The sequence below is a fragment of the Pseudoclavibacter sp. 13-3 genome, from assembly GCF_021168475.1.
Taxonomy (GTDB): Bacteria; Actinomycetota; Actinomycetes; order Actinomycetales; family Microbacteriaceae; genus Pseudoclavibacter_A.
Map to the genome: position 1 here is coordinate 260,926 of NZ_JAJOZT010000001.1, position 12,893 is coordinate 273,818.

10 protein-coding genes are annotated in these 12,893 nt (G+C 69.4%); 4 read left to right on the forward strand and 6 right to left on the reverse strand.

The genetic code is table 11. From position 1 onward, the window contains the following. The first annotated feature begins 48 nt into the window (after positions 1–48). A complete protein-coding gene (locus tag LRX77_RS01250) occupies positions 49–1,290 on the forward strand; it encodes an acetyl-CoA C-acyltransferase (protein ID WP_231831019.1) in 1,242 nt (413 codons plus the stop codon). A 10-nt stretch (positions 1,291–1,300) separates the two neighbouring features. Here LRX77_RS01250 and LRX77_RS01255 read toward each other — a convergent pair whose 3' ends face one another. From LRX77_RS01255 to LRX77_RS01280, 6 genes are all read right to left on the reverse strand, one after another. Continuing rightward, entirely contained in the window at positions 1,301–3,223 is a 1,923-nt protein-coding gene (locus LRX77_RS01255) for a DUF2207 domain-containing protein (RefSeq protein ID WP_231831021.1), read from the reverse strand. 79 nt (positions 3,224–3,302) lie between these two features. Next, the gene (locus LRX77_RS01260; protein WP_231831022.1) at positions 3,303–3,989 is read right to left on the reverse strand and encodes a LysE family transporter; all 687 of its coding nucleotides are present in this window, start codon (positions 3,987–3,989) and stop codon (positions 3,303–3,305) included. Beyond that, positions 3,986–5,011 (reverse strand): magnesium transporter CorA family protein, encoded by a 1,026-nt coding sequence (locus LRX77_RS01265; protein ID WP_231831024.1) that lies wholly within the window; start codon positions 5,009–5,011, stop codon positions 3,986–3,988. The genes LRX77_RS01260 and LRX77_RS01265 overlap by 4 nt, the downstream gene beginning before the upstream one ends. Positions 5,012–5,037: 26 nt before the next feature. Then, complete coding sequence (locus tag LRX77_RS01270; RefSeq protein WP_269453594.1) at positions 5,038–6,468, reverse strand: sugar porter family MFS transporter; 1,431 nt, start codon at positions 6,466–6,468, stop codon at positions 5,038–5,040. Further along, a complete protein-coding gene (locus tag LRX77_RS01275) occupies positions 6,465–7,421 on the reverse strand; it encodes a Ppx/GppA phosphatase family protein (RefSeq protein ID WP_231831026.1) in 957 nt (318 codons plus the stop codon). The genes LRX77_RS01270 and LRX77_RS01275 overlap by 4 nt, the downstream gene beginning before the upstream one ends. After that, positions 7,418–8,626 carry a glycosyltransferase gene (locus tag LRX77_RS01280; RefSeq protein ID WP_231831028.1) on the reverse strand — a complete coding sequence of 403 codons (1,209 nt, stop codon included), beginning with the start codon at positions 8,624–8,626 and terminating at the stop codon, positions 7,418–7,420. The genes LRX77_RS01275 and LRX77_RS01280 overlap by 4 nt, the downstream gene beginning before the upstream one ends. 174 nt (positions 8,627–8,800) lie before the next feature. Between LRX77_RS01280 and LRX77_RS01285 the strand changes: the two genes are divergently transcribed. The 3 genes from LRX77_RS01285 (at position 8,801) to LRX77_RS01295 (ending at position 12,889) form a co-directional block, all read left to right on the forward strand. Beyond that, the gene (locus tag LRX77_RS01285; protein WP_231831029.1) at positions 8,801–11,629 is read left to right on the forward strand and encodes an ATP-dependent Clp protease ATP-binding subunit; all 2,829 of its coding nucleotides are present in this window, start codon (positions 8,801–8,803) and stop codon (positions 11,627–11,629) included. A gap of 10 nt (positions 11,630–11,639) precedes the next feature. Beyond that, positions 11,640–12,494 (forward strand): aldo/keto reductase, encoded by an 855-nt coding sequence (locus LRX77_RS01290; RefSeq protein ID WP_231831030.1) that lies wholly within the window; start codon positions 11,640–11,642, stop codon positions 12,492–12,494. Between the two features lie 80 nt (positions 12,495–12,574). Then, on the forward strand, positions 12,575–12,889 hold the full coding sequence (locus LRX77_RS01295) for a DUF6504 family protein (protein WP_231831031.1): 315 nt from the start codon (positions 12,575–12,577) through the stop codon (positions 12,887–12,889). Positions 12,890–12,893 lie beyond the last annotated feature (4 nt).

Here is a 12,893-nt window from a genome sequence, read left to right on the forward strand (position 1 = left end):
GGCCATCGGCCATCGACCATCGACCAGAACAGACCTGACAGGAGCACCATGACCACAGCATCCGCACCTCAGACGTCACCCGACGACGTCGTCATCGTCAGCGGCGCACGCACCCCGCAGGGCCGCATGGGCGGGCAGCTCGCGACGCTCAGCGCCGTCGACCTCGGCGCGGCGGCCCTGCGCGGAGCAATCGAGCGTGCGGGCATCGAGCCCGATGCGATCGGCCACGTGGTGATGGGGCACGTCGTGCAGGCCGGCTGCGGGCAGAATCCGGCTCGGCAGACGGCCGTGGCCGCGGGAGTGCCGCTGACGACCCCGGCCACGACGGTCAATCGGGTCTGTCTGTCAGGCAGCAGCGCCATCATCGAGGCGGTGCGCCTGCTGCGCACGGGTGAGGCCGACCTGGTCGCCGCCGGCGGGCAGGAGTCGATGACGAACGCTCCGCATCTGCTGCCCGGCGCTCGTGCCGGCTACCGCTTCGGCGACGCCTCGGTCATCGACTCACTCGGTGCCGACGGCCTGACCGACGCCTTCGCCGGCGAGGCGATGGGCGTGCTCACCGAGCGCGACGCCGCGGCAGCCGGCATCGATCGCTCGGTTCAGGATGCCCTGGCCGCGCGATCGCATCGACGTGCGGACGACGCGCAGCACCGCGGACTGCTCACCGCGGAGATCATACCGGTGCAGGTGCGCACCCGACGCGGCGAGATCGAGGTCGCCACCGACGAAGGCGTACGACCCGAGAGCACGACCGAGACGCTCGGCGGGCTGCGATCGGCGTTCGCAGCCGAAGGCGCCATCACGGCCGGGAACTCGTCGCCGATCTCAGACGGTGCGGCGGTGCTGCTCGTGAGCACGCGGGCCCACGCCACTCGGTCGGGTCTGCCTGTGCTGGCGCGCATCGCCGGCTTCGCCCAGGTCGCCGGGCCCGACACCGGGCTGCTCGACAAGCCGGCTCAGGCCATTCGGCTGGCCTGCCGACGAGCTGGCGTCGACGTCGCCCGGCTGGAGGTGCTCGAAGTCAACGAGGCCTTCGCCGCGGTCGCCGTGCAGACCGCACGGCTGCTCGATCTGCCTGACGAACGCTGCAACGCGCTGGGCGGTGCAGTCGCTCTGGGGCACCCCATCGGCGCCTCGGGCGCACGAATCGCGTTGAGCGCCGCCATGCAGCTGAGACGACTCGGCGAGACGGCGATCGGCGCGGATGCCGACGGCGAGACGCGTTGGGCAGCGATCGGCATCTGCGGTGGCGGCGGTCAGGGCGATGCCATCGTGCTCGCGTCGCAGTGATTCCAGCAGGCTACCTGCCTCCGCCGCCGCCCCCGCCACCGCCGCCACCTGCGAAGCCACCGCCACCGGCACCACCCGAGAAGCTGCCTCCCGACGAGGGCGGCTGCACCGAGGTGGTCGTGGCGGTGTTGAATGCGGCGAGCCTCGCGGCGAGGACTCCCGCAGTGAACGGAGTCGTCGAGTCGTACCACCCCGGTTGGCTGCCGGTGCGCTCGTAGTCGATCTGCAGCTGCCTCGCCCAAGTGCCCTCGATGCCCCAGAGCACCGCCCACGGCAGCAGCCTCTCGTTCAGACGCACGCCGGTAGAGCCGTCAGACAGGTCGACGCGTTCGGCGCCGTGCACGCTCTGCAGCACGGCGAAGCGATCTCGCTCGGCCAGCTCCATATACATCTTCAGGCCTTTGACCGCGTCTCGCGCCTCGGCGCCCGCTTCGGTCAGCGTCTTCGGGCGCGGCAGAGCCACGAACAGCAGCAGCAGCGAGCCCACAGTGGCCGCCCCGGCAGCGATGAGCCACCAGGTGATGCGTTCGGCCTGCACCAGAGCCCAGAGCCCGTAGGCCGCTGAGACGGCCATCATGCCCCACCCGGCCACCCGGAGGGCAAGCGGCAGCGCGGTGGCCGGCACGGCGCGCAAGCCCCCGGCGAGGAGTCTCTGCTGGGCGTCGCTGATCACGGACTGCGCACGCTCGGCACGATGCTGGTCGGGCTTCGTCTCAATGGGCACGCGCTCGCCCGGCTGCAGCTGACGAGGACCGGTCAGCACAGCGAGCACCTCGGCGTCATGAGCCTGCAGGCGCGTGGGGTCGACCATCTCGATCGCGAAGCTCGCCCTCTTGGAGCCGAACACGCCGACATGTTCGATGTCGACCATGCGGACGACGCCACGCACCGCCATATCGATGACCGAGGCCGGCATCCAGCTGTTCATGCGGTTCACCAGGTCGGCGCCTGCCACGAGCGGAAGCCCTTTGGGCGGGGCGTACTCCGGGATGATCACACCACGACCCGGGGCGTCTCGCCATCGACGGCTTCGCACGACGACCAGGGCGACGGCGAGCGCGAGGGCAGCCGCGCTCAGCCCCAGCGGCAGCCACGTCGCCCACCAGGCCCGTGAGGGAGGTTCGGGAATCACAAAGGTCTGCGGGGCGAAGCCGACCGCGACGGTCATGGTCTGTGCGGGGGCGAGCCCGCCATCGCTTTGTGCGGTGAACCGGGCAGAAGTGTCGGAGTCGTCGGCGCGCACGATGTGGCACTGCGCGGTCGAACCGTGTGCGCCCTGATAGCAGGCGGACTGGCCGTTCAGTGCGGGAACGAGCGACGAATCGACCGTGACCGTCGCAGACACGACGGCGAAGGGCTGCTGCCAGCTCTCGCCGTTGACGTCCCAGTAGAACTCGTCGGTGCCGGTGTCGGTGAAATGACGCACGGTGTTCTGCATGGTGTAGCTCAGCACGTAGGTCTGTCTGCCGTGCACGAAGTCATCGGTGCCGAGCGAGACCTCGAGCTGGCCGCCGGAGCGTTTGGTGTCGTAGACCACCGCACGGCCGGCCTCGTCTGTCACCGCCGTGATCGTCGGGTCGAGCGACACTCCGTCGTAGTCGAGCGGGATCTTGCGCACGAGACCACGGTTCTGGTCGAAGGACGGGAAATCGGCGATCAGCGTCTCGGTGACATCGAGTCGGGCCCTTCCCCCGGCGTCACGGCTCAGATGGTAGTCGACCGACATCGATTCGAAGCTGAAGTCGTCGACAGATGCCGCGGCCGGTCTCGCCGATGTCACCATCACCGCCAACGCGAGCAGTGCGGTCGCCAGGAGCACAGCCGCGAGCCGCACCGGGGCGGACCGCGGCAGGCGCAGCGCCTGGGTCGCGGTCACCGATCTGTGCGCGGGCACCGTGGCTGGTGTCGGTGCGGAGTTTGGGGACGTTCGCATCGGCCTCATGCCGCCCATGGTACTTCGTCGCGCCGACATCGCCCGGTCATGCGCGCCATGCCCCTCGCCGAGACGGGCTTCAGTGCAGGAAGACCAGCAGCACGCCGACCGCAAGATAGAGCGCCCCGAACACCGCGTTCATCACGCGCTGGCCGTGTGCGTTGCGCGCGAACCGGCCGACCGCCCGCGCGGCGGGAGCGAAGAAGCCCCACATCACACCGACGTCGACGACGATCATCGTGACGATCACTGTCGCATACTGCAGCACGACCGGCTTCGACGCGTCGATGAACTGCGGCATGAACGCCAGAAAGAAGATGATCGCCTTGGGATTGCTGAGGTTCACCCAGGTTCCGCGCATCACCATCGCGCCAGGCCGCAGGTAGCGGCTGACGCCGGCAGCATCCGCCGAATCGGCGACGTCGGGGCCGACCGCCGAGCCGCCATCAGAGACGCCGTCTTCGGCGACCCGGCCGACCGCTCGGGCGAGCAGCAGCTGTCGCACCCCGAGGTATCCGAGATAGGCGGCGCCCGCATAGCGGATCACCGTGGTGACGCCCGGCGCGTGTGCGATCAGAGCGCCCAGTCCGCTGGCCACGATGATCAGCAGCACGAGCAGCCCGACCTGCTGACCGAGGATGCCCCAGATCGAACGCCGCCAGCCCACGTTGAGCGCATTCGTCATCGTCGAGATCGCTCCGGCGCCCGGGGTGAGGCTCACCATGATCGACGCAGCCAGGAGTGCTCCCCAGACCGCCAGACTCACAGCCAGTCCAGGCGCTTGAACCAGGCGTAGAGCCCCACCGAGGTCAGCGTGATCAGCGTCACGGCGATCACCGCGCCGACGCCGGTCTGAAAGTAGGGAAAGTTCACGTTCATGCCGAAGAAGCCGGTGATCAGCGTGGGCACGGCGATGATGGCCGCCCACGACGTCAGCTTCTTCATGACCAGGTTCATCCGGTTGCTCTGGCTCGAGAGGTTCGTGTCGATGATCGTGCTGGCCAGGTCTCGCAACGAGTCGGTCCAGTCGCTGACGCGCAGCACATGGTCGTACACATCGAGAAAATATGGCCGCAGCGCTTCGGGCAGCGGCGGCGTCGCCCGGTTGATCACGCTGCTGAGGATCTCTCGGGTCGGCAGCGCCAGCCGACGCAGAGTGACCAGTCGCTTGTGCAGGTGGTAGGCCGTGCGCTGGATGTCGCGGGAGTTCGGCGCGTCGCTGAAAAGCTCGTCTTCGAGAGCGTCGATGCCCTCGTCGAGCTGCTGCACGGTGTCGAAGTGGGAGTCGACGATCTGGTCGACGATCGCCCACAGCACGGTGATGCCGCCGATCGCGAGCAGCGTCGGATGCGCCTCCCACGCCAGGCGCGCCCCGCCGAGATCGAAGCCGTCGCCGTGTCGCACGGTCACCACGACGTTTCTGGTCAGAAAGATGTCGATCTGGTGCCGTTCAAGCTCTGCCTCGATGTCTGCCGGGGCGGCCATGGCATAGAGCGTCAGGAACAGATGCGTCTCATAGCGCACGAGCTTGGCGCGTTCGTGGCTCTCTTCGACGTCTTCGATGGCGAGCGGGTGCAGGTGCAGGGTCTGGGCGATCTGCACGAGCGCCTGGTGATCGGCCGTCGGCAGGTCGACCCAGGTGGTGCGCTCGGCGTCGTGCTGCAGCTGCTCGATCTCGGCCAGCGACGTGGTCTCACGTTCGAGTCGCCCACCACGGTAGACGCGAATCGCCGGAGTGCAGACGGTCGGACGCTCACCGGTCGTCTCAGTGTCGGTCTCAGCGCGCATGGTTCGAGTCTACGCAGTCGATCGCGCTAGCCGAGACGCCGCCGCAGCATCCCCTCGACCTCTTCGAGTGCCAGCCCGCGCGTCTCGGGCAGTGCCCGCCAGACGAACCACGCGCTCAGCACGTTGACCGCGGCGAACACGAAGTAGACGTCGCCGCCCAAGTGCGCGAAGGCGACCGGAAAGAGCAGCGCGACCACGCCGTTCGTCACCCACTGCACGCAGACCGCCACACCTGCCGCCATGCCGCGCACCCGCAGCGGAAAGAGCTCGGCCGTCATCAGCCAGAACACCACCGACACCATCGCCTGCACGAAGCAGAGCAGCACGAGCATGAGCGTGAGCACGAGCCAGGGCTGGGCCGGGCCGACCGGCAGTGCGAAGGCGAGGCCCAGCAGCAGGTGCGACGAGGCGACGCCGATCAGCCCGGTGATCATGATCGGCCGCCGACCGAGGCGACGCAGCACGCGGATGCCGACGAGCGTCGCGAGCACCGAGATCACGCCCGTCGCAATGGTCGCGGTGAGCGCCGCCTGCGTGCCGAGCCCGCTGGTCGCGAGGATGCTCGGTGCGAAGTACATCACGGAGTTCACGCCGGTGAGCTGCGAGACCATGCCGAGGCCCGCGCCGATCAGCACGAGACGGCGCACCCAGCGGGCGCGCAGCGGATGTCGGTCTGTTCCGTCCGTCGCACCTGCAGTCTCATTCGCCCGCTCGTGCAGCGCCGCGACACTCTGCAGCTCGTGCTCGCCCTCACCCGGAGTGCGAATCAGGCCAAGCACGCGGCGCGCTGCAGCAGACCGTCCGTGCATGGCCAGCCAGCGCGGCGACTCGGGCACGAACCAGAGCCCGACGAAGAGCAGCAGTGCCGGGGTCGCACTGACCAGCAGCATGTGCCGCCAGGCTTCGCCGTCAGACGACACACGCGCGATCGCGGCGTTCGCGACGGCCGCGAGCAGCTGCCCGGTGACGATCATCAGCTGGTTTCGGGTGACCAGCCCCGCGCGCCGCCGCGCCGGCGCGATCTCGCCGATGAAGACGGGCACGATCGTCGAGCTGGCGCCCACGGCGAGCCCCAGCACGACGCGGCAGGCCACCAGCGATTCGACGCTGGGCGCGAAACCGGTGCCCAGTGCGCCGCCGGCGAAGACGAGCGAGACGAAGATCAGCGTTCGACGGCGACCGAGACGATCAGCCAGACGCCCGCCCACGAGGGCGCCGAGACTCGCCGCGAAGACGAGTGCAGAGGTGACGATGCCCTCGGCCAGCGCGTCGAGGCCCAGGCCGCCGGCATCGCGCGGCTGACTGAGGAACGGCAGCGCGCCCGCGAGCACGCCGGTGTCATAGCCGAAGGCGACGGCACCCATCGTCGCGATCAGCACGATGGTCGTCACCCGGCGGTCAGGTGACCCGTCGGGCATCCGATCGCTCTCAGTCGCGCTCCCCCGTGAACTGGTCATCGCCGATCTCGGCCGCCCGCCAGCAGCGCCCGAGCGGCGCCATCGAGGATGTCATGCTCGCTGTAGACGGCCTGGTCGCAGTGCGTGCGTGCGGCGATGCGTGCACTCACCCGCGACCAGATGACCGCAGCGGCAGCGATCACGTCGGTGCGCGTGTCGTCGACGCCGAACTCGGTCAGGGCCTGCGAATCGGCGGCGACCAGCCGGGCGCAGGCTGCCTGCAGCGCGTCGAGACTCCAGCATCCGCCCGAGAGCTCGCCGAACCGCTCGGCGCGCACGCCCGCGGCCACCGCGGCGATCATGCCGACTGAGTCCGAGACGCCGATCACCCGTTCGACGCCCGCAAGCGACACCCGCGTCTCGGCTTCGTCGAGCGCCTGGTCGACGTCGGCGACGATCGACGCATGCTGCGCCGCAGTCATCGGCCGGCGCGCGTCGAGGTGCCGTTCGGTGAGGCGCACACCGCCGACGTTCATCGACCAGGCGGCGAGCGGCCGGCCGTCGCGCCCGACGACGAGCTCGGTCGAACCGCCGCCGAGGTCGACGACCAGCGTCGTGGGCTGTGACGGCAGCCCGGTCAGGGCGCCGGCATAGGAGAGATCGGCCTCTTCGACACCGCTGATGATCTCGGGCCGCACTCCGAGAATCGATTCGACGACGTCGCGCAGCGGCGTCGAATCATGCACATCGCGGCTCGCCGAGGTCGCCACGAAACGCAGCCGGTCGGGTGCGACGCCGAGACGCGTCAGCTCGTTCTGGTAGTCGTGCAGTGCGACGGCCAGGCGGTCGAGCCCCGCAGGTGCGAAGGCGTGGGTGCGGTCGACGCCCTCGCCGAGCCGAACGGTCGTCGTACGGCGTGCCAGCTGCCGCGTCGGGTCTGGGCCGTCGAGCACGAGCAGTCGCACGGTGTTCGTGCCGCAGTCGATCGCGGCGACGCGGTCGCGAACGGTCATGCGGGCTGCACCGCCGTGCGCATCAGGCGACGCTGCCGGCCGTAGATCTGCACGAGCCGTTGGGCGCTCTTCACCCAGCTGCGCTGCAGCGCGAGAGCACGACCCGCACGCCCCATGCGCTCCCGCAGCTCGGCGTCGTCGAGCAGCCTGGTCAGCGCGCGCGCCCAGGTCTCGGGCGAGCGGTCGTGCAGCAGCAGGCCGGTCTCGCCGTCGTGCACCGCCTCGGGCAGACCGCCGGTCGCCATCGCGATCACCGGCACGCCGCTCGCGGCCGCCTCGAGCGCGACGAGGCCGTAGGTCTCAGAGTGCGACGGCACCAGGAACACCGAGGCGGCGCGCATCAGCTCGGCGAGCTCGGCGTGCGACATCGCGCCGTCGAAGCGCACCCGCTCGCCGATGCCAGCGTCTGCGGCCTGCTGGCGCAGGGCCCTCAGACAGCCGCCATCCTGGCTGCTCGGCCCGCCCGCGATGCGCAGATCCGGCCGCAGCGCCGCGTCCGTCGACGCGATCGCGGCGACGGCGAGGTCGAGCCCTTTGAGCGGTTCGATGCGGGCTGCGGCGGCGACGTATCTCGGAACGGCCGCCGTGCCCGGGTGAAAGCACCGGGCATCCACACCGGGCGACACCACGTGCACGCGCGACGCATCGCCGCCCAGCCGCTCGACCACCGTGCGCTGCTCGGCATGGCTGACCGTGATCACCGCATCGGCCTCGCGCGCGAGGGTGCGCTCTGCGGTGAGGCGTCTGGGCGTCTCAGGAGGCTCACCGTTGTCGAGCGCGGTGTCGGCGTCGGCCGCGATGCTGTGAAAGCTCTGCAGCAGCACCGCACCGCATTCCCGCGCGACGGGCAGCGCAGCCAGCCCGGAGTACCAGTGATGCGCATGGATCACGTCATAGTCGCCGAAGGTGCGCAGCTGATCGGCGAAGGGTTCGATGCAGGCCTCGTGCTCGGCCTTGGGCAGCGGATGCTCGGGGCCGGCCGTGATGGTGCGCAGCGTGAGTCTGGGGGCGAGTTCGATCGCATCGGGCTGCTCGGGAGCGCTGCGGCGGGTGATCACGTCGACGTGGTGGCCCAGTGCGGCCAGCTCGGCCGAGATGTGCTGGATCACGATGTTCATGCCGCCGACGTCGCCCGTGCCGGGGTCGCCATAGGGATTCGTGTGCAGCGAGATCATGGCGATGCGCAGCGGGCTGGCGGAGGGCATGACGCTCAGTTTAAGGCATGGCGTGCGGATTCCCCCGATCGAAGGCAACAGCAGGGAATACCTGCAGCACTCTGACGTTAGGTTGAGCGTACGGCACTCAACTTTGAGGGTGGCGACGTCTGAACGACTGATTCTGACCGGCATCACCCTCGCGAACACCGCTGAGGAGGTACTGTGCCAGAGAACAACACCCCAAACGGGAGCGAACGCGAACAGGGCGGGCAGGGCTCATTCGATGAGTTTCTCGCACGCTACCTGAATGCCGAGCAGGCTCGACAGCAGGCGCGACAGCAAGCCGCTGAGAGCCAGCGCAGCATCGACATCGGCCGGTTTCTGACCCAGCGCACCCAGCAGGCCCTGGCCGAGGCTGGATCATACGCGGTCAGGCGCGGTCAGACCGAGGTCGACGCCCTGCACATGCTGCGCGTGCTCGCCGAGAACGCTCCGGTGCACGAGGTGCTCACCCGCATGGGCGTGAGCGTCGAGCAGCTGGGGCGCGAGGTCGAGGCTAGGCTCCCCGTCGCCCGTGACGGTGCGACCGTGACCGAGGCCCCGAACATCACGCCCTCGCTGCAGCGCGCGCTCTTCCATGCCTTCCAGGTCGCCCGAGCCTCGGGTTCGACCTATGTCGATCTGGAGCATCTCTTCTTCGCGCTGGTGCTCGCGCAGGATGCGCCCGCCGGGCAGATCCTCTCGAGTCTCGGCGTGACCGCGCAGTCGCTGACCGATTCGATGCGGCAGCCTGTGCCGCAGCCCGCCGATGCGACCTCTCTCGGCGACGCTTCGGCTGCGAACGCCGGCGACACTCAGGCGGTCGCAGGCGACGAGGCGGGGGCGAGCGGGGCATCCGCCGAATCGCAGACGCCCATGCTCGACCGCTTCGGCACCGATCTGACGGCGCAGGCGCGCGACGACCGGCTCGACCCGGTGATCGGGCGCGCCGACGAGATCGAGCAGACCGTCGAGATCCTCTCTCGGCGCACGAAGAACAACCCGGTGCTGGTCGGCGAGGCCGGCGTCGGCAAGACCGCCGTCGTCGAGGGCCTCGCGCAGGCGATTGCGGCCGACGAGGTGCCGCATGCGATCGCCGGGCGTCGGCTGATCTCGCTCGACCTGGCGTCGATGGTGGCCGGCACGCGCTTTCGCGGCGACTTCGAAGAGCGCCTGACCACGCTGCTCGACGAGATCACCGCACATCGCGACGAGCTCATCGTCTTCATCGACGAGCTGCACACGGTCGTCGGCGCCGGCGGCAGCGGCGCAGGCGACGGCCTCGATGCGGCCAACGTGCTCAAGCCGAGGCTGGCCCGCGGCGAGCTGCACATGATCGGCGCGACCACGCTCGACGAGTACCGCAGGATCGAGAAGGATCCCGCTCTGGAGCGCCGGTTCCAGCCGGTCACCGTCGACGAGCCGTCGACTGATGTCGCCGTGCGCATTCTGCACGGGGTGGCGCCCGCCTTCGCCGAGCATCACGACGTGCGCTACACGGATGCCGCCCTCGACGCCGCCGTTCGGCTGTCGGCCCGCTACCTGCCCGATCGTCGGCTGCCCGACAAGGCCATCGACCTCATCGACCAGGCCGGAGCCCGGCTGCGGCTGCAGCTCGGCGATCGCATCGACACGCAGGCGCTGATGCGCGAGCTCATGGAGCTCGAGGCCGAGAAGAACGCCGCAGCGTCGGCCGAGCACTATGAGCAGGCCGGTGAGATCCGCGATCGCATCGAACAGGTGCAGCAGGCTCTCGACGCCGCGAGCGCACACAACGCCCGCATCGAGCACGCGCATGCCGCGACGACAGGTTCGGCGACGACTCCCGCGGAGGCCGTCGTCGACGAGCGCCAGATCGCCGAGGTGATCGCGCGTCGCACGGGCATCCCCGTCGATCGCATCAGCGAGGGCGAGCGCACGCGGCTCGCGCATCTCGAGACCGAGCTGCACGACCGCGTGGTCGGTCAGCATGACGCGGTCGCCGCGGTGTCTCGCGCCGTACGTCGTGGCCGCACGGGGCTCGGCGACCCGAACCGGCCCGTGGGCAGCTTTCTGTTTCTCGGCCCGACCGGCGTGGGCAAGACCGAGCTGGCCAAGACGCTGGCGGCCAGCCTGTTCGGCGACGAGCACGCGCTGCTGCGCTTCGACATGTCGGAGTTCGGCGAGAAGCACACCGCGGCGCGGCTGGTGGGCGCTCCCCCGGGCTACGTGGGCTACGACGAGGCCGGGCAGCTCACCGAGGCCGTGCGGCGCAGGCCGTACTCGGTGCTGCTGCTCGACGAGATCGAGAAAGCGCACCCCGACGTGTTCAACCTGTTGCTGCAGGTGCTCGACGACGGGCGGCTGACCGACGGCCAGGGGCGCACCGTCGACTTTCGCAACACCGTGGTCATCATGACCTCGAACATCGGCTCAGAGTTTCTGGCCTCGCGGTCGGGAGCGCTCGGCTTCGTCGCGAACGCCGGCGACGATGCGACGGGCTTCGGCTCCGAGCAGGCGCTGCGCGATCGGGTGATGGGTCGACTGCGTGAGGCGATGCGACCGGAGTTCCTCAACCGCATCGACGAGATCGTGCTGTTCCGTCGGCTCTCGCGCGAGCAGGTGGGGGCGATCGCACGCACCATGATCGCGGCGACGGCCGAGCGGCTGGCCGAGCAGGGCATCCGTCTGCAGGTCAGCGATCGGGCGGTCGACTGGCTCGCCGAGCGCGGCTACGAGCCCGAGTACGGCGCTCGCCCGCTGCGTCGCACGGTGCAGCGCGAGGTCGACGATCGCATCGCCGATCTGCTGGTCTCGGGCGCGAGCGGCTCGGCGGTGACGGTCGATCTGGTGCCAGCTGAGACGGCGGATGCCGCCGCGGCGGGCTCGTCGGCCGACGCCCGCCTGCGGGTGCGCTTCGATGCCGCCCGAGACGGCTCAGATCGAGCTGGTTCGGCGACTGCGGGGATGACCCCAGGGACGAATGCGGTCGGCGCGCGCGAGGGGGTGGCAGGAGACGATGCCGCGGCCTAAGGTCGTTGGCATGAGCACTTCGCCCGAGAGCATTCAGACCGCACACACCCTGAACGACGGCACGAGACTGCCGGCGATCGGTTTCGGCACCTACGGCCTCAACGGGCACGTGGGTGCCGAGACGGTCGCGCAGGCGATCGACAACGGCTACCGCCTGATCGACACCGCCTTCAACTACGAGAACGAGGGCGCGGTCGGCGCCGGGGTGCGCCTCAGCGGCGTGCCGCGTGACGAGATCGTCGTCACCTCGAAGCTGCCCGGCCGCCACCAGGCGTTCGATCAGGCGATCCCGACGATCGAGGAGTCGGTGTATCGCACCGGTCTCGACCATCTCGATCTGCTGCTGATCCACTGGCCGAACCCGCTGACCGACCGGTTCGTCGAGGCATGGCAGGCACTGATCGAGGCGCGCGAGCGCGGACTGACCCGTCGCATCGGCGTGAGCAATTTTCTGCCCGAGCACCTCGAGCGTCTCGAGCGTGAGACCGGTGTGCTGCCGAGTGTGAACCAGATCGAGTTGCACCCGCGGTTTCCGCAGCATGAGGCGGTGCGCTGGAACACCGAGCACGGCATCGTCACCGAGGCGTGGAGTCCGCTCGGCCGGGCCAGCGAGATTCTGCAGAACGAGACGCTCGAGCAGATCGCTCGGGCTCACGGGCGCACCGTGGCTCAGATCGTGCTGCGGTGGCATCTGCAGAACGGCGTGGTGCCGATTCCGAAGGCCTCGCACGCTGATCGGCAGATCAGCAACCTCGCTGTGTTCGACTTCGAGCTGAGCACCGAGGATCTCACCGCGATCGACGGTCTCGCCCGTGAAGACGGTCGGCTCAAGGGGCAGGATCCCGCGACCTACGAGGAGTTCTGAGTTCAGCGTTGCCGATGTCGGAGGGCCCCTCTACGCTGTGATCATTCGAACATATGTTCGACTGATCACAGCAGGAGGCCATGATGCCATGCAAGATCGATGAGACGATCACCGTCGCGCTCTCGCACGAGGGCGAGCCGCGCAGTTTCGTCTGGCGTCGTTTCGAGTACGAGATCGTCGGGGTGCCGCAGAGCTTCTTTCACCGACGACGCTGGTGGCACGCACCCCAGGAGTCACCCACAGCGAGCGGCGCTTCGACGACCTGCGCCACCCGCCAGCGCGTCGACCAGGAGCTCTGGCGCGTCGAGGCCTCGTGCACAGGCGACGACTTTCACACCTACGACCTGCTGCGGCTGCCCGACGACGGCTGGCGGCTGCAGCTCGTCTGGGAGTGACCGG